Consider the following 19029-nt stretch of genomic DNA (forward strand, 5'->3'; position numbering starts at 1 on the left):
AGTCACATCCTGAAGACGCCGAAGGACGACGTACCTTCGACGGGGGCGGAGTGGATGGCGGACAGGCAGATGCCGAGGACGGTCCGGGTGTCGCGGGGATCGATCACGCCGTCGTCGTACAGCCGGCCGGACAGGAACATCGGCAGCGATTCCGCCTCGATCTGCCCCTCGACGTACGCCCGCATCTGCTGGTCGGCCTGCTCGTCGTACGGTTGCCCCTTCGCGTCGGCGGCCGCCCGCGCGACGATCGACAGTACGCCGGCCAACTGCTGCGGACCCATCACCGCCGACTTCGCCGACGGCCACGCGAACAGGAACCGCGGATCGAACGCCCGCCCGCACATCCCGTAGTGCCCCGCGCCGTACGACGCCCCCATCAGGATCGAGAGGTGTGGCACGCGAGAGTTCGAGACCGCGTTGATCATCTGCGCGCCGTGCTTGATGATCCCGCCCTGCTCGTACTCCTGCCCGACCATGTACCCGGTCGTGTTGTGCAGGAAGATCAGCGGCGTGTTCGCCCGATTCGCCAGCTGGATGAACTGCGCCGCCTTCTGCGACTCCTCGCTGAACAGCACCCCGCGCGCGTTCGCGAGTATCCCCACCGGGTACCCGTGCACCGACGCCCACCCGGTCGCCAGCGACGACCCGTACAGCGGCTTGAACTCGTCGAACACCGACCCGTCCACGACGCGAGCGACCACGTCCCGCGGATCGAACGGGATCTTCAAATCACCCGGCACGATGTCGAGCAGGTCGTCCGCGTCAAGCAGTGGTTCGTCGTACGACGGCTTGGGGGCCGGGCCCTGTTTACGCCAGTTCAGCCGCGACACGATCTGCCGCCCGAGCCGGATCGCGTCCGGCTCGTCCACCGCGAAGTAGTCGGCCAGACCGGACTTCCGGGCGTGCATCGACGCGCCGCCGAGCGACTCGTCGTCCGCGTCCTCGCCGGTCGCCATCTTCACCAGCGGCGGCCCGGCCAGGAACACCTTTGCGCCGCCGTCGACCATCACCACGTAGTCGCTCATACCGGGGATGTACGCACCGCCCGCGGTCGAGTTGCCGAACACCAGCGCGATCGTCGGGATCCCTTCGGCCGACAATCGGGTCAGGTTCCGGAACATGGCCCCGCCGGGGATGAAGATCTCCTTCTGCGTCGGCAGGTCCGCGCCGCCGGACTCGACCAGGCTGATCACCGGCAACCGGTTCGCACGGGCGATCTCATCGGCCCGCAACGCCTTCTTCAAGGTCCACGGGTTGCTCGCACCGCCCTTGACCGTGGGGTCGTTCGCGGTGATCAGACACTCGACGCCCTCGACCACGCCGATCCCCGTCACCAGGCTGGCGCCGACGGTGAAGTCCGAACCCCAGCCGGCCAGCGGCGACAGTTCGAGGAAGTACGAGTCCGGGTCGAGCAGCAGCTCGATCCGCTCCCGCACCAGCAGCTTGCCGCGTTTGTGGTGCCGCTCGACGTACTTCGGACCACCACCCGCGAGCGCCTTGGCGTGTTCAGACTCGAGCGCGGCCAGCTTCTCCACCATCGCCGAACGGTTACTCATGTAGTGAACCCCAGTCGCTTGGAGGCAAGGCCGGTCAGGATCTCGGTGGTGCCGCCACCGATGGCGAGGATCTTCTGGTCGCGGTACTGGCGCTCCACCTCGGCTTCCCGCATGTACCCGAGACCGCCGTGCAACTGCAGCGCCTGGTCGCAGACCCACTGCCCGGCCTCGACCGCGGTGTTCTTGGCGAAGCACGTCTCGGCGATCACGTCCTCGCCCGCCTCGGCCCGCCGCGCCACCTCGTGCACATAGACCCGCGCCACGGAGATCCGCCGAGCCATCTCGGTCAACGTGTGCTGCACCGCCTGCCGCGAAATCAACGGCCTGCCGAACGTGTCCCGCTGACGGCACCACTCGACGGTCAGGTCGAGCGCCCGCTGCGCACCGGCGTACGCCTGCACCGCCAACGTCAGCCGCTCGGCCACGAAATTCACCGCGAGCTGTACGAAACCAGAGTCCTGAGCGCCCACCAGATTCTCGGCTGGTACGCGAACGTCCGTGAACGCCAGCTCAGCCGTGTCCGAGCAGAGCCACCCCATCTTCTCCAGCTTCCGCGACACCGCGAACCCCGGCGTACCGCGCTCGATCACCAGCAAGCTGATCCCGTGCGCCCCAGCCTCACCGGTACGAACAGCCGTCGTCACGAAGTCCGCGCGACAACCTGACGTGATGTAGGTCTTCGCGCCGTTGACGACAAATACGTCACCCTCGCGACGCGCCGTTGTACGAATCGACGCCACATCGGACCCACCGCCAGGCTCCGTGATCGCCAGTGCGCCGATCAACTCACCGTCCAGCGTCGGGCGAACCCACCGCTCGATGTGCTGTTCATTGCCCCCAGCAACGATGTGCGGAAGGGCGATGCCGCAGGTCAGCAGCGACGCGACCAGGCCGCCGGAGCCGCCCGCGTAGTGCATTTCCTCGACCGCACCGAGCGCGTCGAGCAACGACCCGCCGCCACCGCCGACCGCCTCAGGAAACCCGACGCCCAGCAAACCCAGCGCGCCGGCCTTCTTGTGCAGCTCCCGCGGCAGTTCGCCGTCCCGCTCCCACTGATCCAGATGCGGCAACACCTCAGCCGCCATGAACCGCCGTACCGACTCCCGGAAGCCACTCACAACAGGACCTCCGGTACGTCGACGTACCGCGACCGCAGCCACTCGCCAAGAGCCTTCGCCTGCGGATCGAACCGTGCCTGCGCCGCGACGCCCTCGCCCAGTAGACCCTCGACGACGAAGTTCATCGCCCACAGGTTCGGCAGCAGGTACCGCGTGACGATCAGCGGCTGCGTCTCCGGGAGGAGGGTGTTGAAGAGCTCGACCGTGAGGGTGTGCGCGAGCCAGCGCCACGTCTTCTCGTCGCGGGCCCACACACCGACGTTCGCGTCGCCGCCCTTGTCGCCCGAGCGTGCGCCCGCGATCCGGCCGAGTGGGACCTCGCGGGTCCGCGGCGGTCCGCTCGAGAGCTGCAGCAGCGGCATCGGCGCCTCGATGTCATCGACGGGCTGCAGCGATCGGGTCTGCGCCGCTGGTTCGATCGTGTGCCGTGAGCCGTCCGGCAGCACGACGACGTGCTCCACCTCGTGGATGTCGACGTACCCAGCGCGGAAGACGCCGTACGGCGAACCGTCGCCGGGCGGCGCGGTGACGTGGAATCCGGGGTAGCTCGCGAGCGCCAGCTCGACCGCCGCGTTGCTGAACGCGCGGCCGACGACCTTCGGATCCGGATCCTTCACCGCGCATCGGAGGAAGACGCTCGCCTCCTCCTCGGACTCGGCGTTCGGCTTCTCGGTCCAGGCCAGGGTCCAGCGGAGCTCAGCCGGCTTTGAAGGCAATGCCTGCTCGAGCTGTCGTTGCACCAGTTCGGCCTTCTGTTCCAGCTGCAGCCCGGTGAGCACGAAGTCGACCTCGTTGCGGAAGCCGCCGACGCTGTTCAGCGAGACCTTGTACGTCGGCGGCGGGGCTTCACCGCGGACGCCGGAGATCTTGACGCGGTCCGGACCGTCCTCGTCCAGCTCGATCGAATCGAGGCGCGTGGTGACGTCCGGACCGGCGTACCGGGCGCCGGCGATCTCGTACAGCAGCTGCGCCTTGACCGTGTCGATTGTGACCGCGCCGCCGGTCTTGTCGTGCTTGGTGATCACGCTGCTGCCGTCCGCGTGGATCTCCGCGATCGGGAACCCGGGACGCCCGAAGTCCCGGATCTCGGTGAAGAACGCGTAGTTCCCGCCGGTCGCCTGGCAACCGCACTCGATCACATGCCCGGCGACGACGGCTCCGGCGAGTTCGTCGTACTGCGTCCGCTTCCAGCCGTGATGTGCCGCGGCCGGCCCGACGATCACCGAGGCGTCCGTGACGCGACCGGTCACCACCACATCCGCGCCTGCCTGCAAGGCCTCTGCTATTCCCCACGCGCCGAGATAAGCGTTCGCCGTCAGCGGCTCGCCCAGCTCGAGCTCCTTTGCGCGGCCGAGCAGATCGTCGCCCTCGACGTACGCGATCTTGGGATGCAGTCCGAGCTTCTCGGCGAGCTCCGTGATCGCCTGAGCGAGGCCGGACGGGTTGAGTCCGCCGGCGTTGCTGACGATCTTCACGCCGCGATCGAGCGCCTCACCGAGCCCGGTCTCCAGTTGCTTGAGGAACGTCCGCGCGTAGCCCAGCGCCGGGTCCTTCAGACGATCGCGACCGAGGATCAGCATCGTCAGCTCGGCCAGGTAGTCCCCGGTCAGCACGTCGAGCGGCCCGCCGGTCAGCATCTCCTGCACCGCGCTGAACCGGTCCCCGTAGAAGCCGGACGCGTTACCGATGCGGATCGGCTCAGTCATGTTGTCCTGCCTGACGACCCTTCCCGGGCAGACCGGCGAACGCCTGGATGATCCCCATCCACTCCTCGGCGTCGGCTCCCTCGGCCCGCACGGCCAGGTCGTCCCGATGCCGGCGTTGCGTCGCGAGCAGACAGAAGTCGAGTGCCGGCGCACTCACCCCCTGCGCGGCATCCTCCGGACCCCAGGTCCATGCATCGCCGTCCGGTCCGGTGAGCTCGACGCGGAACGGTTCGGTGGGCGGCTTGCGGTTGTTGAGCAGGTACGCGAAGTCGCGCGTGCGGACCGCGAGGTGGGCGACGTGCCGCAGCCGGTTGCTCGGCTGTCGCTGTACGCCGAGGGCGTCGAACACGTCCTGCCCGTGCGCCCAGGTCTCCATCAGTCGCGCGGTCGCCATCGACGTCGGGCTCATCGGCGGTCCGTACCACAGCACCTTCTCGCCGGCCGGCACCTTCTTCAGCGCCTCGGCGACCTCGGCCCGGGTCTCCCGCCAGTACGTCAGCAACTGGTCCGGCGGCAGTGCGGCAGTCTCCTCGGCACCGTCGTCGACGTACGTCGTCGGACTCCCGGCCGCTGTCTGCAAAGACTCCTTGAACGCCTCGGGATCGGTCGCGGCCAGCTGCGTGGCCTCGTCGGTCCAGGCCAGGTGGGCGATCTGGTGTGCGATCGTCCAGCCCTCGGCCGGCGTCGGCGTCGACCACTCCCCAGCGGCCAACCCACCGACCAGCCGATCCAGCTCCGCACTCTCGGCCCACAGGTCCGCCAGCACTTCGTCCAGTTGCACGCTGCACTCCCTCGCGAGGCACTCGTGGAGCCGAGCGTCCCACGGGTGAGAAAAAGAATCAAGCGTGCTTGTTTTTGGCGAAGCGGACCGCCACGCAGGCAGAACTGCCCGATCGGCCGCTGAGACCGGCGGTTTGCGGACTTACGCCTGCGCGGCGGTTCGCGCCGGCGGCGGGCAGCGGGCCGGGTAGCTGACTTGTCACGGTGATTACTGGCGTAGTCGGGTGATCACTAGGGTCGAGTCATGGATCTGAACAGCCCGATCAGCACGGTTGTGCCGTCGTTGGACGGGCCGGTGTTGCAGGTGCTGGCCCAGGCCGAGGACGGCCTGTCGGGGCGGCAGATCCACAAGCTCGCCGGCTCCGGCAGCGTCGCGGGCGTGCGGCTCGTACTCCAGCGGCTCGCGGCGACCGGGCTGGTGCACGTCGACGACCTGGGCAACTCGTTGCTCTATCGCCTCAACCGCAAGCACCTCGTCGCACCGATCGTCGAGCAGCTCGCGAACCTCCGCAGTACGTTGGTCGCCCGCCTCGCCGACGAGATCAGCGGCTGGCGGATCCCACCGGTGCACACGAGCGTGTACGGCGCGGTCGCGCGCGGCGACGGTGATCTCGACAGCGACGTCGACCTGCTGCTGATCCGTCCGGACCAGCACGAGTTCGAGGACGTGCTGTGGGAGGACCAGGTCGGCCGGCTGATGCAGACCGTCGTCGACCTCACCGGGAACCCGGCCCATGTCTTCGAACTGAGCCAGACCGAGTTCTCGGACCACCTGGCCACGGAGGATCCGATCCTCAACGACTGGATGCAGCCGAGCATCCAGCTGACCGGGGTCCCGCTGAACGTGCTGCTGACTGACCTAGAGGCAGCCCTTCCCCGCTAACCGGAGCCTGTGGGTACGCTGCCTTTCAACATTGTCAGGACTATCCACCCGGGACCACTCAATGACCCGCATCGCCATCGACGGCGGCCAGTCGGCTCTCCGTCTCCGTGTCCTCCCGTCCCGACGTACCGGCAACGGCCCGGGCTACACGCACGGACCGGACGCCGTCTCCAACCTTCTCGACGCGATTCGCGCTGCCGCGTCCGAGGCCGAGCTGACCGGTCCGGTCGACGTCGTTGCTCTCGGCCTCACCGGCTACCCCCAGGCGCACGGCGCCGCGGAACGGTTCGCGGCTGAGGTCGGTGAGGTGCTGAACGCCGACGAAGTACGTCTCTCCCAGGACATGGTCACGGCGCACGCCGGCGCGTTGCCGGACGGGTACGGCGTCGTTGTTGCCGCGGGCACTGGGCTCGTGTGTCTCGCAGTGGATCGCGACGGCACGTGGCGCAAGCTCGACGGGCACGGGTATCTGTTCGGCGACGCCGGTAGTGCCTTTGCGATCGGCCGCGCCGGACTGGTCGCCGTACAGCGTGCTCGGGACGGCCGTGGTCCGGTGACGAAGCTCGCGGACACGGCGCTCGATCCCGTTGCGCTGTACCGGTCGTCCACGCTGGTCGACGACGTGGCCCGCTTCGCACCCGAAGTACTGCGGTGTGCGGCCGAAGGCGATCCGGTCGCGCTCGAGCTCCTGGTTCAGGCGGCCGGCGACATCGCCGAGACGATCGGCGCCGCAGTCGACCAACTGGCCGGTGAGGGGCCCGTCCCGGTCGCGTGTGTCGGCGGCCTCTTCGACGGTGCCGGTGAGCAGTTGCTGACTCCTGTCCGCGACGCGCTGCCGTCGCGGGCCAAGCTGACGCCGGCGGCGGGCAACTCGCTCGACGGCGCGGAACGCCTCGCCACTGGACCAGCCGGAACGTATGCCGATCTGATCATCACGCACCGTCGAGCGCGACCTCGATAATTACGGTGTAGGCCGTTATCTTGACCATGCATCGTCCGATCAGTGCGGGTACGACAGCTGGAGACTTCACGTGAACGAACTCCTCCTGGCCGCGACGTCCCTCGACGTCACGCCGCCACCCGGCCATCGGCTCGACGGGTACGCCGCCCGCGCCGGGCTCTCGACCGGCGCGGCGGACCCGCTCCGCGCCACCCTGATCTGGTTGTCCACCGAGGACGATCCGGGCGTGCTGTGGCTCACGCTGGACGCGATCGCGGTCGGGAGCGCGCTCTCATCGGAGCTCGCGGCGGCCGCCGGCGCCGCCGCCGGCATCCCGCCGTCGCATGTCGTGGTGTCCGCGTCGCACACCCACTCCGGGCCGTCCGGATGGACCGGCGAGATTCATCCCGTCATTCCGGCCGAGCGGGAACGACCGCTGGTCGACTCGCTGGTCGATGCCGTACGGGCGACTGCGCTCGAGCGGCAGCCGGTGACGGCGAGCTGGCACTCGATCGAGGTCATCGGCGTCGGTACGAACCGGCACCGCAAGAACGGCCCGCACGACAACACCGCCGGAATCCTCGCGCTGCACGGGGTGAACGGCTCCCTCGAGGCGGTGCTGCTGGACTTCGCGTGCCACCCGACGACGTACGGTCCGGAGAACCTGCAGTACTCCGCCGACTGGCCGGGAGCCGCGCGTGCTGCTCTCGCTCCCGCTGTGGTCGGCTTCCTGCAGGGGGCTGCGGGTGACGTCAGCCCTCGCTTCACTCGCCAGGGCCGCGGTCCCGCTGAGGTCGCCCGGCTGGGCGGTCTGCTGGCTTCACGAGTCCGTGAGGCGCTAGCCACCCCTGGCCTGGAGCTACCTCAGTCCGCGCCGACCATCCGTCGTACGACTCTGACCCTGCCGGTGCGGTCCGTCCCACCCGTCGACGAGTCCGAGAAACTCGTCTCCGCCGTGGAGAGCCGCGTCAACGCCGAGCCCGCTGGCGGACCCTCAGGCCGCATCTCCCAAACCCTCCTGGAGGGTGCCCGCGGCCAGGCTCTGATGTCCGCCGCCAAGCTCCCACCGGCCCTGGACCTCCCAGTCAGCACCGTGACGATGGGCGACGTCTGCTGGATCAACCTCCCGGTAGAACTCTTCGCCGTCCACGGCGCTTGCCTCCAGTCCGACAGCACGCACCCGATCACCCGCGTCATCGGCTACACCGACGGCTACTACGGCTACGTAGTAGACCCCTCCGCCGCCGAAGCCGGCACCTACGAAGCCCTCATAACCTTCTTTGACCAACCCACCACGAACACCCTCCTCACCCAAACCGCCACCTTCGTCAACAGCTAGAGGACCAGCTCGGGCTGGAGCTTCTTGGCCGGCCAGACTCGTTGTTTGCGGGCGGCGAGGGTGGAGGCGGCCAGGGCGACTGCGAACCAGGCTGCCAGGGCGAGGAGGTCTCGGCCGAGGGAGGTGCCGGGGCCGCCGTACATGAGGTGGCGGACGCCGTCGATGGCGTAGCTCATCGGGAGGGCGTGGTGGAAGAAGTACAGGGGCTCGGGGATGGTCTGCCACGGGAACGTGCCGCCCGCGCTGACCAGCTGGACGACCATCAGCACCAGGCCGAGGAACTTGCCCACGGCGCCGAACCATGCCGACAGAGCGTGCAGGATCGCGACAAAGGTGAACGACGTCAGGATCAGGAAGCCGACGGTCAGCCACGGGTGGGCGGCGTGGATGCCGAGGCCCAGGGTGACGGCGACGAAGACGAGCGTGGCCTGGATCGCGCCGAACAGCGCCGGAGGCAACCAACCGCCGAGCGCGACCCGGAACGGCGACTGCAGTGCGGCAAGCGCGCGCGGTGACAGCGGACGGACCAGCAGGAACAGGACGTACGCCCCGATCCAGCACGCCAGGCTGAGGAAGAACGGGGCCAGACCGGCGCCGTAGCTGTCAGCCGTGGCCTGCGAGACGTTCTGCAGCGTGACGGGTGCACCCAGTGTCTCGGCGACCGCCTTGCGCTGGTCGGCGGTCGGGTTCGGGATCTGCTTCACGCCGCTCTGCAGCCCGGTGTTCAGCTGCGTCGCTCCGGTCTTCAGCTGACCCACACCGGTCGCAAGACTGTTGACACCGGTCAGCAACTGCCCCTGCCCAGTGACAGCCTGCTTCTCGCCCGCAGCAAGCTTCTGCACACCTGTCTGCAGCGTGCCCAGACCGGTCTTGAGCTGCCCAGCACCTGTGCTGAGCTGATGGGCCCCACTGGACGCAGTACCGATTCCACTCGTCAGAGCCGGAGTCGCCTTGGCCAACGCGGACGCGCCATTCGACACCTTCCGCGCGCCGGTCGAGAGCTGGTTGAGCTGCTTGGACGTCGACTGGATCTTCGTGTTCGCCTGTACGACGGGAGCACGCAACTTCGCCGTCTCGAGCAGAATCACCCTGATCTGGTGCTGGCTCAGCCCCTGCTGCTTCAACCGCGCAGCCAGCTGCGCGTCGAACGTCTTGAGGTCCTTCACCAACGTGCTGGACGCGGTCGCCACCTGCCGCCCCGTACTGGCGATCTTCTCGTTGCCATCAGCAACCTGATCCGCGCCGGCCGCCAGCTGCTTCGTCTGGCTCGGCAGCGACGCAGTCTTCTCCTTCAGCGTCCCCAGACCGTTGTCGAGCTTCGCAGCACCCGTCGCCAACGACGACGCACCCTGCGACGCCTGCGCAGTACCAGCCGCCAACTGTGTCGCACCTGCTGACAACTGCTTCTGCGCGGTATTGAGCTGCGTGGCACCGGACTGCAGCTTCGTGACCCCGGTCGCCGCCGACGTCAGCCCGGTCTGCAGCTGGGCAGCACCAGCAGCCGCAGAACTGACCTGCTTGTGGATGGTGTTGTAGCCGGCCAACAGCTGCGACGCCGCGGTCTCACTCACCTGCGACGCGACAGTCTTCGTCACCTGCGCCACGACCTGGTTGGCGATCGTGTGCGCGATGTAGTTGTTGGCGTCGTTCGTCAGGAGCTCCAGCTCCGCCTGCCGCGGCGTGAAGTCCGCACTCGACGCCAGGTCGGACGAGAACGACTTCGGCAGCACCAGCGCGAACTCGTACTTCCCGTCCGACACTCCCTTCGTCGCGTCCGCCCGGTTCACCTGGTGCCAGTCGAAGCTCTTCGACTTCACCAGTTCGTCCGCGACCTGCGGTCCGACGTTGAGCTTCTCGCCGGTCGCGAGCGTCGTACCCTCGTCCTCCACGACGACCGCGGTCGGGATCTTGTTCAGTCGCCCGTACGGGTCGTGGTTCGCGTAGAGGTACAGGCCGCCGTACAGCACCGGCACCAGCAGAAGTGCGCCCACGGCCAGCTTGGGCAGCCGCCCGGCCGTCAGGCGCCGCAACTCACTCAGGGCCATCCGCAGCGCGGTCACGCCTCTGTCTCCTCTTCTTCGTTCTGTTCTTCGTCAATGGGAGTAACTGGCTCGACTGGAGCGATCGGAGCGACCTGCACCGGGTCGGGCTGGTCTGTCTCACCCATCCGAGCGGCCTTGACGTCCAGCAGCCGCGCAGACGCGTCAGCACACGTGATGATCACGCCATACCCCTGCGCCGCCAGCCCACGCCCCAGCTCGTACCAGCCATGCGGATCGCCACCATGCCGATCCGGCATGGTCAGAATGACCACCTGTACGTCGGGACGCGCCACAGTGAGCTCCGCGAGCAGCCTGGTCCGTACGGCGACCGGCAGGTGCTCGAACCGCGTGTCGGCGTGCTCTGCCGCGTCATGCTCGTTTAACCACTCCAGCACGGCCTTACGCCCCGCCTTGCGGCCGGCGATCGCCAGTTCCTCGCCCACCACCGTCTGAACGGGCAACGCGTCGTCCGGCTCGGTGATGCCGGGTGCGTCGACCACGGCGACGCGTCGTCGCAGCAGAGCCAGGTCGGTCTTGCCGTCGAGCCGGACTCGCCCGGTGTCGGGCTTCAGCCGCCCGGACAGGCCCAGGGCCGCAGCGACATGCCCCGCGCCCGGATACCCGGTCAGGAGCACCACCTGATGGTCCGCGACCGACACCGACGTGGCGTGCAGCATCGGTGCGTGCGGACCACGCACACTGATCCCGGAAGCCTCGAGCTCCATCCTGCATCCCCGTTCAATACGGTTGTGTATTCAATACAGAACTGTATCCTACTCGTATGGAACCGCCAAAGCGCCGCCGCTCCAACACCCGGGCCCGACTTCTCGAGGGGGCGCTGGAGGTGTTCGCCGAGCGCGGGTTCCACGGCGCGTCGGTGGAGGACATCTGCGAGCGGGCCGGATTCACCCGCGGCGCCTTCTACTCGAACTTCGGCTCCAAGGACGAGCTGGTCCTCGCCCTGTTCCAGGCCACGACCGACCGGCTCCTGGAGCAGATCGAGGCGCTGGTTGGTGAGCTCGGGGAGCAGCCCGGCTCGCTCCTCGACGCGGTCCTCGGGCTGCTCGACGAGACCGCACCGGACCAGCGGCAATGGCATCTGATCTCGGCCGAGTTCACGCTGCATGCACTGCGCGACCCGGACGCCGCGAAGGCGCTGAACGAGCAACGGGCGATGTTCCGCGAGAGCCTGACCCGGCTGGTCGAGCAGATCGCCGAGACCGGCGGACTGGAGCTCACCGTGCCGGCGGAGCAGTTCGTGCGCATGGTGATGGCACTGCATGAAGGCGCGCGCTCACAGAGCCTGCTTGAGCCCCGGGAGGTCCCGGCCGGTTCGCTCGAGCACACGTTCCTGCCGATGGTGCTGGAAGCGGTCAGCCGACCTTCACGTTGACCGTGTGCAGGCCGGTCGAGCCGTTCGGAGCGGGGGGCGCCGAGGACTCGACCTGTGGATTGCCCTTCGCGTCGAACGCTCGTACCTGCAACACATGCGTGCCGCGCGACGCGTCCCATGCCCAGTGCCACTGCCGCCAGGTGTCGATCGACGGATCCGCGGCCAGGGTCGCTTGTTGCCAAGGGCCCCCATCGACGCGGACCTCGACCTTCGACACCCCGACATGCTGGTCCCAGGCCACGCCCGCGACGGTGACGCGTCCCGGTTCGACCTTCTTCCCCGCTGGAGTGTCGATCCGCGACGACAGCTTGATCGGGCCGAGCGCCGACCAGCCGCGCGGCGTCCAGTACCCCTCGAACCGGTCGAACCGCGTCACCTCGATGTCCACCAGCCACTTCGTCGCCGACACGTAGCCGTACAGCCCGGGTACGACGATGCGCACCGGGAACCCGTGCTCCACCGGCAACGGCTCCCCGTTCATCGCGAACGCGAGCATCGCCTGCCGGTCGTCGAGCAGCGTCGGAAGCGGCGTACCTGCGGTGAATCCGTCCTTCGACGTCGACTGGATCGCGTCCGCGTCCTGCGCGGGACCGGCCTCCTCGAGCAGGTCCTTGAGCAGTACGCCGGACCACAAGGCGTTCCCGATCAGATCGCCGCCGACCTCGTTGCTCACACAGGTGAGGGTGACCCACTTGTGGATGACCTGGCGTTTCAGGAGGTCGTCGAAGGACAGTTCGAGCTGGTGGTCGACCATGCCGTGAATGCGGAGCTTCCAGTCCGCGGGCACGATCTGCGGCACCGAGAGCGCGGTGTCGATGCGGTAGAAGTCGTCGTTCGCCGTCGCCCACGGTACGGCGCCGTCGGCCTGGACGCCGGCGGGCGGGGCGAGGGTCGGGGGCTGCGGAAGGTTGAGCTGTCTGCGGGCATCCGCCACGGCGGCGCGGTTCCCGCCGACGACCTTGCCCAGCGCGCCGATCGCCGCGGAGCCGAGGGCGACACCGGCCGACAGTTGGAGGAAGCCGCGGCGGCTGACGCCGTCGTCCGGGAAGTCGAGGAGCGGTTCGAGTCGGCGGCTGAACAGGCGAAGAATGATGAGGGCGGTCACGCCGGCGAGTGCCGACGGGAGGAACCCGGTCTGGCCCGAGTCGGCGCGCGTCATGGCTGCGGCGACGGCGACGCCCGTCAAGGCGATCGTGATCAGGGCGCCTGCCCAATAGCGTCGTACGGCGAGGATGCCGCCGACTGCGGCGAGGGCTGCGACGACGATCAGGATGCCTGCTCGGAGCGCGGTCTTGTCGTGCGTTCCGAACCAGGAGATGGCCAGGTCCTTCAGCCACGGGGGCACTCGGTCGATGAACGCGGACCCGATCGCGACGACGGGCGTCTGCGGCGTGCCGAGGATTCCGGCTGCCACGCTCCCGACTGCCAGTCCGGCGAGGGCGGCGAGTACACCGCCGGCCGCCGCGCGCCAACGGATCACCTGACGCGCAGGTCCTCGCGGCGACTCCACGATCCCCGACCCATCACCGACCCCACCCGATCCAGTGGGGTTGCCGGGGTTGCCGGGGTGCAGTTGGTGCGAGGCTTGCTTCACTTCTCAACCATTGCGCGATGGGGCGCCCGACACCAGTCGGGCGCCCCATCCGTTAGTCGCGGGTAATGCTCTTGTGTAGTTGTGAGGTTGGTCAGATCCGGTCGGGTGTGATGGGCCCGAGCCCCGGGCGGCCGTTCGGCCAGCGGCGGGCGTTGTCCCGCACTCGACGGAGCTTGCCGAGAACGACGTCCTGCTCGTCAGCCAACTGGGACATCCAGAGGCTGTCGATCTCGAGCAGGTGGTCCGGCAGTGCGTCGCGCAGCCGCCGCTTTCCCTCCTCGGTCAGGACCGCGAACGAGCCGCGGGCGTCGTCGGGACAAGGCTCCCGGCGGACCAGTCCGAGATTCTCGGCACGGTCGACCAGCCGGGTGATGCCGCCGGTGGTGACGGTCAACTCCCGGGCGAGGGAGGTAAGACGCTGCTTCTCCCCGTTGCTGCGGGCCAGCCGCAGCAACAGTTCGAACATTGCCATTTGCAGTCCACTGCGCTTCAGGGAATGGCGCATCAGGTGATCCAGCTCGGCTGCTGCTTCTCGCAGCAGGCCGTACGCCGTCAGCACGTTGCTTTCCCAGGGTTCGGCAGCGCGGGTGGGTTCTGCATCGGCGAGCGCTAGGGGCGAGCAAAGCGAAGGCGCGATGGTCATGCGCGGACTCTATTAGCTGACTAGGTCACTTCGCTACACGGGGTGACCTTTCGGCTACAGATCGACCCAGAACTGCAAGACCCTGAGCGTAACTCGGCGGCTTGTGGCAGATCCGGTCTAGAACGGTGAATTTCAGACTGCGGTGTCGCCGATTCGGTGGGAGGATGACCGTTCGCGCTCGCTGGGGAGGGTACGCATGGCGGTGATCGAGGCGGCTGATCTGGTCAAGGAATTCAGCCGGCCGGCCGTGCTGGAGGGGCGGCTGCCGCGCCTACGGGCGCTCTTCAGCACCAAACGCGACATCACCCGCGCGGTGAACGGGGTGAACTTCGAGGTCGAGCCCGGTGAGCTCGTCGGCTACCTCGGCCCGAACGGCGCCGGCAAGTCGACCACGATCAAGATGCTGACCGGGATCCTCACCCCGACGTCCGGAGTCTGCCGGGTCGCCGGACTGGAGCCGTCCCGGGACCGCGCCCGCAACGCCCGCAACATCGGCGTCGTCTTCGGCCAGCGGACCCAGCTCTGGTACGACCTCCCGCTCCGCGACTCGTTCGAAGTCCTCTCGGACCTCTACAACCTCGACAGAACGACGTACCGCAAGCGCGTCGGTCTCTTCACCGAGCTGCTCGACCTGTCCGACTTCCTGGACACCCCGGTCCGCTCGCTGTCACTCGGCCAGCGGATGCGTGGTGATCTCGTCGCCGCGATGCTGCACGAGCCGTCGATCCTCTTCCTGGACGAGCCGACCGTCGGCCTGGACGTGGTCGCCAAGGCCCGGCTGACCGAGTTCATCGCCGAAACCAACCGATCCGACGGTACGACGGTGGTCCTGACCACGCACGACATGGACGACGTCGAGCGGCTCTGCCAGCGCATCATCGTGATCGACTCGGGCACCGTCCTGTACGACGGCGACCTGTCGCGGTTGAAGGAACGCTTCATGCCGTACCGCTTCCTCGTCCTCACCTTGGCCGAGCGCAGCATCCGCCGGGTCGCGGACATCCCGTCCGCCACCGAGGTGGAGACCAGCGCGGCCGGCACCGTGCCGTACCCGGACCGCAGCATCGTCCTGCGTTTCGACCCGCGGGAGATCACCACACCCGAGCTGATCGCGCGGGCGTCGCAGGTGTACCAGGTCGACGAGTTGTCGATCGTCGATCCACGACTGACCGACGTGATCTCCCAGCTGTACGACGGATTGCTGACGTGAGCACGGCGGAACAGGTCAGGGCGTTCCGCGGAATGACCCGTGCCGGCACGCGGTCCGTCCTCATCTACCGAGGCGATCTGATCACCGGCGCGGTGACGTTGGTGATCCAGGTCGTCCTGGCGATCGCGGTCTGGCGGATCGTGTACTCCGGGCGTGGGCCGGTCGACGGCGTGGACGCTCGTACCGCGGTGGCGTACGCGGCGATCGCGGCCTGTCTCCAATCGGTCCTCCTTCCGTGGCAGTTCTCGTCGTTGCCGATGCGGATCCGCAACGGGCAGATCGCGACCGACCTGACCCGGCCGCTGGGCCTGATCTGGCAGGTCTTCGGGCAGAACCTCGGCGTACTGCTCGGTCGGCTCCCGCTCGGCGCGATCGGGCTTGCGGCCGCGGCGGTCCTCGGTGCGTTGACGCTTCCGCCGAGCTGGGCTGCGGGACTCCTCTCGCTCGTGGCGACGGTCGGCGGCGTGATGGTCGCGATGCTGTGCAACCTGATCGTTTCGATGGTGACGTTCTGGACGTTCGAGGTCGGCGGACCGTTGATCGTGTACCGGTTCGGGAGCGCGTTCCTCTCTGGGTCGTTGATTCCGTTGTGGTTCATGCCGGGGTGGTTGCGGGCGTCGGTCGAGTGGCTGCCGTTCCAGGCGCAGGTGTACACGCCCGTGTCGATCTATCTCGGCCAGACGCGTGGTGGTCAGGCGCTCGCGCTGGTCGCCATACAGCTGGTGTGGGTGGTCCTGCTGACAGTCCTCCTCGAACTGATCTGGAGACGGGCGCGGTACCGGGTGGTGGTGCAGGGTGGCTGAGCAGACGTGGCTCCGTCAGTACGTCATCCTCGAACGCGCTGCGTTGCGGGCGCAGCTGCAGTACCGGGTGAACTTCTGGACCACGCTGATGGGCGGGATCGCCTACCAGGGCACGCAGTTGCTGTTCCTCGGCGTACTTCTCGGGAAGTTCGGACTGATCGGCGGCTGGGGGTTCTCCGAGGTCGCGTTCGTGTTCGCGATGCGGCTGGCGTCGCACGCGTTGTACGTCGTCCCGTTCGGGTCGTTGCGGTTGACCGACGAAATGGTCCGCGACGGTGAGTTCGACCGGGTCCTGTTGCGACCGGTGAACCCGTTCCTGCAACTGGTCACGCGGATGTTCCCGCTGATGTCGCTCGGCGACGCGCTGCTCGGCTGCGGCGCGCTCGTCGTCTTCGGCTGGCAGGCGCCCATCGACTGGACTCCGGCGAAGATCGGCTACCTGATCCTCGCGGTCATCGGCGGCGGTCTGGTCGAAACCGGCATCCAGACGTTCTTCTGCGGCCTGTCCTTCGTCGCCACGTCCACCTTCTCCCTCCGCATCTTCGCCGACAGCTCGATCACCCAGTTCTCCGGCTACCCGCTGACCATGTTCGGCCGGGCCACCTTCTACGCCTTCTGCACGATCTTCCCGATGGCGTTCATCTCCTTCCTGCCGGCAACAGTCCTCCTCGGCCGCACCTCCGACGTCCCGCTTCCCGCTTGGCTGACCACCCTCTCCCCGCTCGCCGGCACCGTCGTCTTCGTTCTCGGCTACACCTTCTTCACCAAGATGATGCCGAGATACACGAGCCCCGGGAGCTGAACTTTCGGGCCTGTGGATAACTTCCGCGGCGGTCCGGCGATTTTTGCGAGCCTTGATCCGTGAGGTTGCCAACCTTCGGATCGGGGAGTCGGATGAGCAAGGACAAGGACGAGAAGTCGCCGTACGGCGCTGGTTTCATCGCGGCCTGCATCGTCGTCGGTGCGGTCCTGATCTGCGGGATCGTCATCATCTTCGCGGGCGGCGGCCGCTCGACCCACGCGATCGCCGCGGCCCAGCAGCCGGTCGGCGCCGCCTCGGTTCAGCCCACGGACGAGCCGGCCTCCGCGCCTGCCACACCCGACGGTGGTCCGGCACCGACCAACAGCTCAGGAAGCGAGCGGCGGACGGGTTCGTGCGGTCTTCCCGCCGGTGACCAGGCCGTTCCCGCCCAGGCGCCGGCCGTCGACGGTTGGGAGGTCAGCCGGAAAGTCGTCGTACCGCGATCTTCGGTGTATGGACCGGGCACGACCGACTCCGACGGGTTCCGGCACTGCTTCGCGCATTCGCCGACTGGTGCGGTGTACGCGGCGTACAGCGCGATCGCGGCGATCGCCGACCAGAGCAAGCTCGTTCCGACCGTGAAGAAGCTGATGGTTCCCGGTTCGGCGACCGACAGCCTGCTCCGCCAAGCAGGCGCGGACGAGTCTTCGAGTGGCATGTCGACGGTCCAGGTCGTCGGCTACCGGGTCATCGACGCCGGGCCGGACCGAGTGAGCCTCATGCTCGCGATGCCCGTCGAGTCCGTGTACATGAGCGCCAACCTGACCCTGGTCTGGCACCAGGGCGACTGGCGCCTCCAGCCGCCGCCCCCCGGCGAGGCCGTAGGAGCCCCCTTCTCCCAGCACCGCGACCTGAGCGACTTCGTGAAGTGGAGTGGTATCTGATGTGCTCACCAATGGACATGAAGTGCCACGTCGTCGAAGGCGTCCAGTCCGCCGCCAGCAATTGGATCGCCAACGCCAATCAGGTCTCAACGGACTTCTTCTCGACGATCCTCAACTCGCTGGCGACCTTCTGGGTCAAGCCGGAGACCCCGGTCTCGCTCGCGACCTCCAGCGACGGTGGCCAGACCTGGACGGACAGCAAGACGGTCGCGTTCGTCCAGGGGCAGACCCTCAAGCTGACCCTCACGATCCTCGCTCTCGCGATCGTCATCGCCGGCATGCGGATGGCGTGGGAGCAGCGAGCGAAGCCGGTCCACGAGTTGCTCAAGGCGTTGCTGACCTTCGTCGTCGTCTCCGGGGCCGGGACAGCCGCGGTGCAACTGCTGATCGCCTGGTCGGACGAGTTCTCCTTGAGCGTCATCCACGCCGCCATCGGAGGCGATTCCTTCTCGTCGACGATGAAGAACATGCTGATGAATCCGTCCGAGCACGGCAGTGGTGCGGGGATGACATCGGTCCTGATGCTGATCCTCCTCGGCCAGATCGCGGCCTGGGCTTCGCTGATCCAGATCGTGTTGATGCTGATCCGATCGGCGATGCTGGTGCTGCTCGGCTCGACGCTGCCGCTCGCAGCTGCGGCGACCAACACCGAGGTCGGCAAGGCCTGGTTCAAGAAGTACTGCGCCTGGACCCTGGGCTTCATCGCCTACAAGCCGGCGGCGGCGCTCATCTACGCGGCCGCGATCAAGCTGAAGGAAGACAAGATGCTCGGCCAGGGCACCGGCCTGATGCAGTCCCTCACCGCGTTGATGATGATGTTGCTCGCCGTTCTTGCCATGCCGGCGCTGCTCCGCTTCGCAGTGCCGCTGACTGCGGCCGTCGGGGGCGGGTCGGCCGGAATGGGCAGCACCGGCCCTGACACGAGTGCGCTGGCGTCGGGCGCGGTCAACGTCGGTTCGTCCGGTGGTGCCCGCGGCGGCAGCGTCAGCGCGGCGTCGTCAGGCGGTGGCGCCGGAGCCGCGGGTTCGGGGGCGAGTGGGGCTGCGCTGGCTGGTGGTAAGGCTGCGGGTGGGGCGGCGCTTGGGCCGGCGGGGGTTGCTGCGGCTGCGGCGCGTAAGGCTGGTGGGGCGTTTGCCGGGGCGGCGGCGCATTCGGCGGGCGAGGCTGGGGGCGGTAGTTCCGGGGCGTCGATGCCTCGGTCCAGCGGCAGTCGGTCAGGGGGCGGGCGGGCGAACAGCCGAAGCTCCGGTGGGCGGACCGGGCCAAGCTCGAACCCCAAGGTTCCGGTTGGTTCCACGAGCGGTGGAGACACAGGCCCCTCCGGCAACTGGTAGCC

At 68.0% G+C, this 19029-nt stretch carries 17 protein-coding genes; 9 read left to right on the forward strand and 8 right to left on the reverse strand.

Annotation, left to right across the window (positions count from 1 at the left end; all coding sequences use genetic code 11):
• Positions 1 to 2: 2 nt before the first annotated feature.
• The 4 genes from OHB24_RS11795 to OHB24_RS11810 are packed head-to-tail and all read right to left on the reverse strand — an operon-like array spanning position 3 to position 5161.
• Positions 3 to 1556 (reverse strand): acyl-CoA carboxylase subunit beta, encoded by a 1554-nt coding sequence (locus OHB24_RS11795; protein ID WP_327639016.1) that lies wholly within the window; start codon positions 1554 to 1556, stop codon positions 3 to 5.
• Positions 1553 to 2674 (reverse strand): acyl-CoA dehydrogenase family protein, encoded by a 1122-nt coding sequence (locus OHB24_RS11800; protein WP_327639017.1) that lies wholly within the window; start codon positions 2672 to 2674, stop codon positions 1553 to 1555. Before OHB24_RS11800 ends, OHB24_RS11795 begins: the two co-directional genes overlap by 4 nt.
• A complete protein-coding gene (locus OHB24_RS11805) occupies positions 2671 to 4380 on the reverse strand; it encodes an acyclic terpene utilization AtuA family protein (RefSeq protein WP_327639018.1) in 1710 nt (569 codons plus the stop codon). Before OHB24_RS11805 ends, OHB24_RS11800 begins: the two co-directional genes overlap by 4 nt.
• Positions 4373 to 5161 (reverse strand): TIGR03084 family metal-binding protein, encoded by a 789-nt coding sequence (locus OHB24_RS11810; RefSeq protein ID WP_327639019.1) that lies wholly within the window; start codon positions 5159 to 5161, stop codon positions 4373 to 4375. Before OHB24_RS11810 ends, OHB24_RS11805 begins: the two co-directional genes overlap by 8 nt.
• Positions 5162 to 5404: 243 nt before the next feature.
• On the opposite strand from OHB24_RS11810, the gene OHB24_RS11815 reads away from it, so the two are divergent.
• From OHB24_RS11815 to OHB24_RS11825, 3 genes are all read left to right on the forward strand, one after another.
• Positions 5405 to 6043, forward strand: coding sequence for a hypothetical protein (locus OHB24_RS11815; RefSeq protein ID WP_327639020.1), 639 nt, complete (start codon positions 5405 to 5407; stop codon positions 6041 to 6043).
• Positions 6044 to 6104: 61 nt separating this feature from the next.
• Positions 6105 to 7004 (forward strand): N-acetylglucosamine kinase, encoded by a 900-nt coding sequence (locus OHB24_RS11820; protein ID WP_327639021.1) that lies wholly within the window; start codon positions 6105 to 6107, stop codon positions 7002 to 7004.
• A gap of 70 nt (positions 7005 to 7074) precedes the next feature.
• Positions 7075 to 8322, forward strand: a complete 1248-nt coding sequence (locus OHB24_RS11825) for a hypothetical protein (protein WP_327639022.1) — start codon at positions 7075 to 7077, stop codon at positions 8320 to 8322.
• Here OHB24_RS11825 and OHB24_RS11830 read toward each other — a convergent pair.
• Both OHB24_RS11830 and OHB24_RS11835 read right to left on the reverse strand, forming a co-directional pair.
• On the reverse strand, positions 8319 to 10382 hold the full coding sequence (locus OHB24_RS11830) for a YhgE/Pip domain-containing protein (protein ID WP_327639023.1): 2064 nt from the start codon (positions 10380 to 10382) through the stop codon (positions 8319 to 8321). The two genes, OHB24_RS11825 and OHB24_RS11830, sit on opposite strands and share 4 nt — an antisense overlap.
• Entirely contained in the window at positions 10379 to 11089 is a 711-nt protein-coding gene (locus OHB24_RS11835; RefSeq protein WP_327639024.1) for a hypothetical protein, read from the reverse strand. The genes OHB24_RS11830 and OHB24_RS11835 overlap by 4 nt, the downstream gene beginning before the upstream one ends.
• Before the next feature lie 56 nt (positions 11090 to 11145).
• Here OHB24_RS11835 and OHB24_RS11840 point away from each other — a divergent pair, with 56 nt between their 5' ends.
• Entirely contained in the window at positions 11146 to 11757 is a 612-nt protein-coding gene (locus OHB24_RS11840) for a TetR/AcrR family transcriptional regulator (protein WP_327639025.1), read from the forward strand.
• Here the strand turns inward: OHB24_RS11840 and OHB24_RS11845 are convergent.
• Positions 11738 to 13237: a molybdopterin-dependent oxidoreductase gene (locus tag OHB24_RS11845; RefSeq protein ID WP_327639026.1), complete on the reverse strand. Its 1500-nt coding sequence runs from the start codon at positions 13235 to 13237 to the stop codon at positions 11738 to 11740. The two genes, OHB24_RS11840 and OHB24_RS11845, sit on opposite strands and share 20 nt — an antisense overlap.
• Before the next feature lie 205 nt (positions 13238 to 13442).
• Positions 13443 to 13994, reverse strand: a complete 552-nt coding sequence (locus OHB24_RS11850; RefSeq protein ID WP_327639027.1) for a MarR family winged helix-turn-helix transcriptional regulator — start codon at positions 13992 to 13994, stop codon at positions 13443 to 13445.
• Between the two features lie 196 nt (positions 13995 to 14190).
• Between OHB24_RS11850 and OHB24_RS11855 the strand changes: the two genes are divergently transcribed.
• The 5 genes from OHB24_RS11855 to OHB24_RS11875 all read left to right on the forward strand — a co-directional run bounded on the left by OHB24_RS11855 (position 14191) and on the right by OHB24_RS11875 (position 19027).
• Entirely contained in the window at positions 14191 to 15204 is a 1014-nt protein-coding gene (locus tag OHB24_RS11855) for an ABC transporter ATP-binding protein (protein WP_327639028.1), read from the forward strand.
• Positions 15201 to 16007 (forward strand): ABC transporter permease, encoded by an 807-nt coding sequence (locus tag OHB24_RS11860; protein WP_327639029.1) that lies wholly within the window; start codon positions 15201 to 15203, stop codon positions 16005 to 16007. Before OHB24_RS11855 ends, OHB24_RS11860 begins: the two co-directional genes overlap by 4 nt.
• Positions 16000 to 16809, forward strand: a complete 810-nt coding sequence (locus tag OHB24_RS11865) for an ABC transporter permease (RefSeq protein ID WP_327639030.1) — start codon at positions 16000 to 16002, stop codon at positions 16807 to 16809. Before OHB24_RS11860 ends, OHB24_RS11865 begins: the two co-directional genes overlap by 8 nt.
• A gap of 92 nt (positions 16810 to 16901) precedes the next feature.
• On the forward strand, positions 16902 to 17693 hold the full coding sequence (locus tag OHB24_RS11870; protein WP_327639031.1) for a hypothetical protein: 792 nt from the start codon (positions 16902 to 16904) through the stop codon (positions 17691 to 17693).
• 11 nt (positions 17694 to 17704) lie between these two features.
• Entirely contained in the window at positions 17705 to 19027 is a 1323-nt protein-coding gene (locus tag OHB24_RS11875; protein ID WP_327639032.1) for a hypothetical protein, read from the forward strand.
• The last annotated feature ends 2 nt before the right edge of the window (positions 19028 to 19029 follow it).

Source organism: Kribbella sp. NBC_00482 (genome assembly GCF_036013725.1).
Taxonomy (GTDB): Bacteria; Actinomycetota; Actinomycetes; order Propionibacteriales; family Kribbellaceae; genus Kribbella.

Coding starts and splice junctions, on each gene's coding strand:
- OHB24_RS11795 (WP_327639016.1), bottom strand. CDS start 1,556: ATGAGTAACCGTTCGGCGATGGTGGAGAAGCTGGCCGCGCTCGAGTCT.
- OHB24_RS11805 (WP_327639018.1), bottom strand. CDS start 4,380: ATGACTGAGCCGATCCGCATCGGTAACGCGTCCGGCTTCTACGGGGAC.
- OHB24_RS11815 (WP_327639020.1), top strand. CDS start 5,405: ATGGATCTGAACAGCCCGATCAGCACGGTTGTGCCGTCGTTGGACGGG.
- OHB24_RS11820 (WP_327639021.1), top strand. CDS start 6,105: ATGACCCGCATCGCCATCGACGGCGGCCAGTCGGCTCTCCGTCTCCGT.
- OHB24_RS11835 (WP_327639024.1), bottom strand. CDS start 11,089: ATGGAGCTCGAGGCTTCCGGGATCAGTGTGCGTGGTCCGCACGCACCG.
- OHB24_RS11840 (WP_327639025.1), top strand. CDS start 11,146: ATGGAACCGCCAAAGCGCCGCCGCTCCAACACCCGGGCCCGACTTCTC.
- OHB24_RS11850 (WP_327639027.1), bottom strand. CDS start 13,994: ATGACCATCGCGCCTTCGCTTTGCTCGCCCCTAGCGCTCGCCGATGCA.
- OHB24_RS11855 (WP_327639028.1), top strand. CDS start 14,191: ATGGCGGTGATCGAGGCGGCTGATCTGGTCAAGGAATTCAGCCGGCCG.
- OHB24_RS11870 (WP_327639031.1), top strand. CDS start 16,902: ATGAGCAAGGACAAGGACGAGAAGTCGCCGTACGGCGCTGGTTTCATC.
- OHB24_RS11875 (WP_327639032.1), top strand. CDS start 17,705: ATGGACATGAAGTGCCACGTCGTCGAAGGCGTCCAGTCCGCCGCCAGC.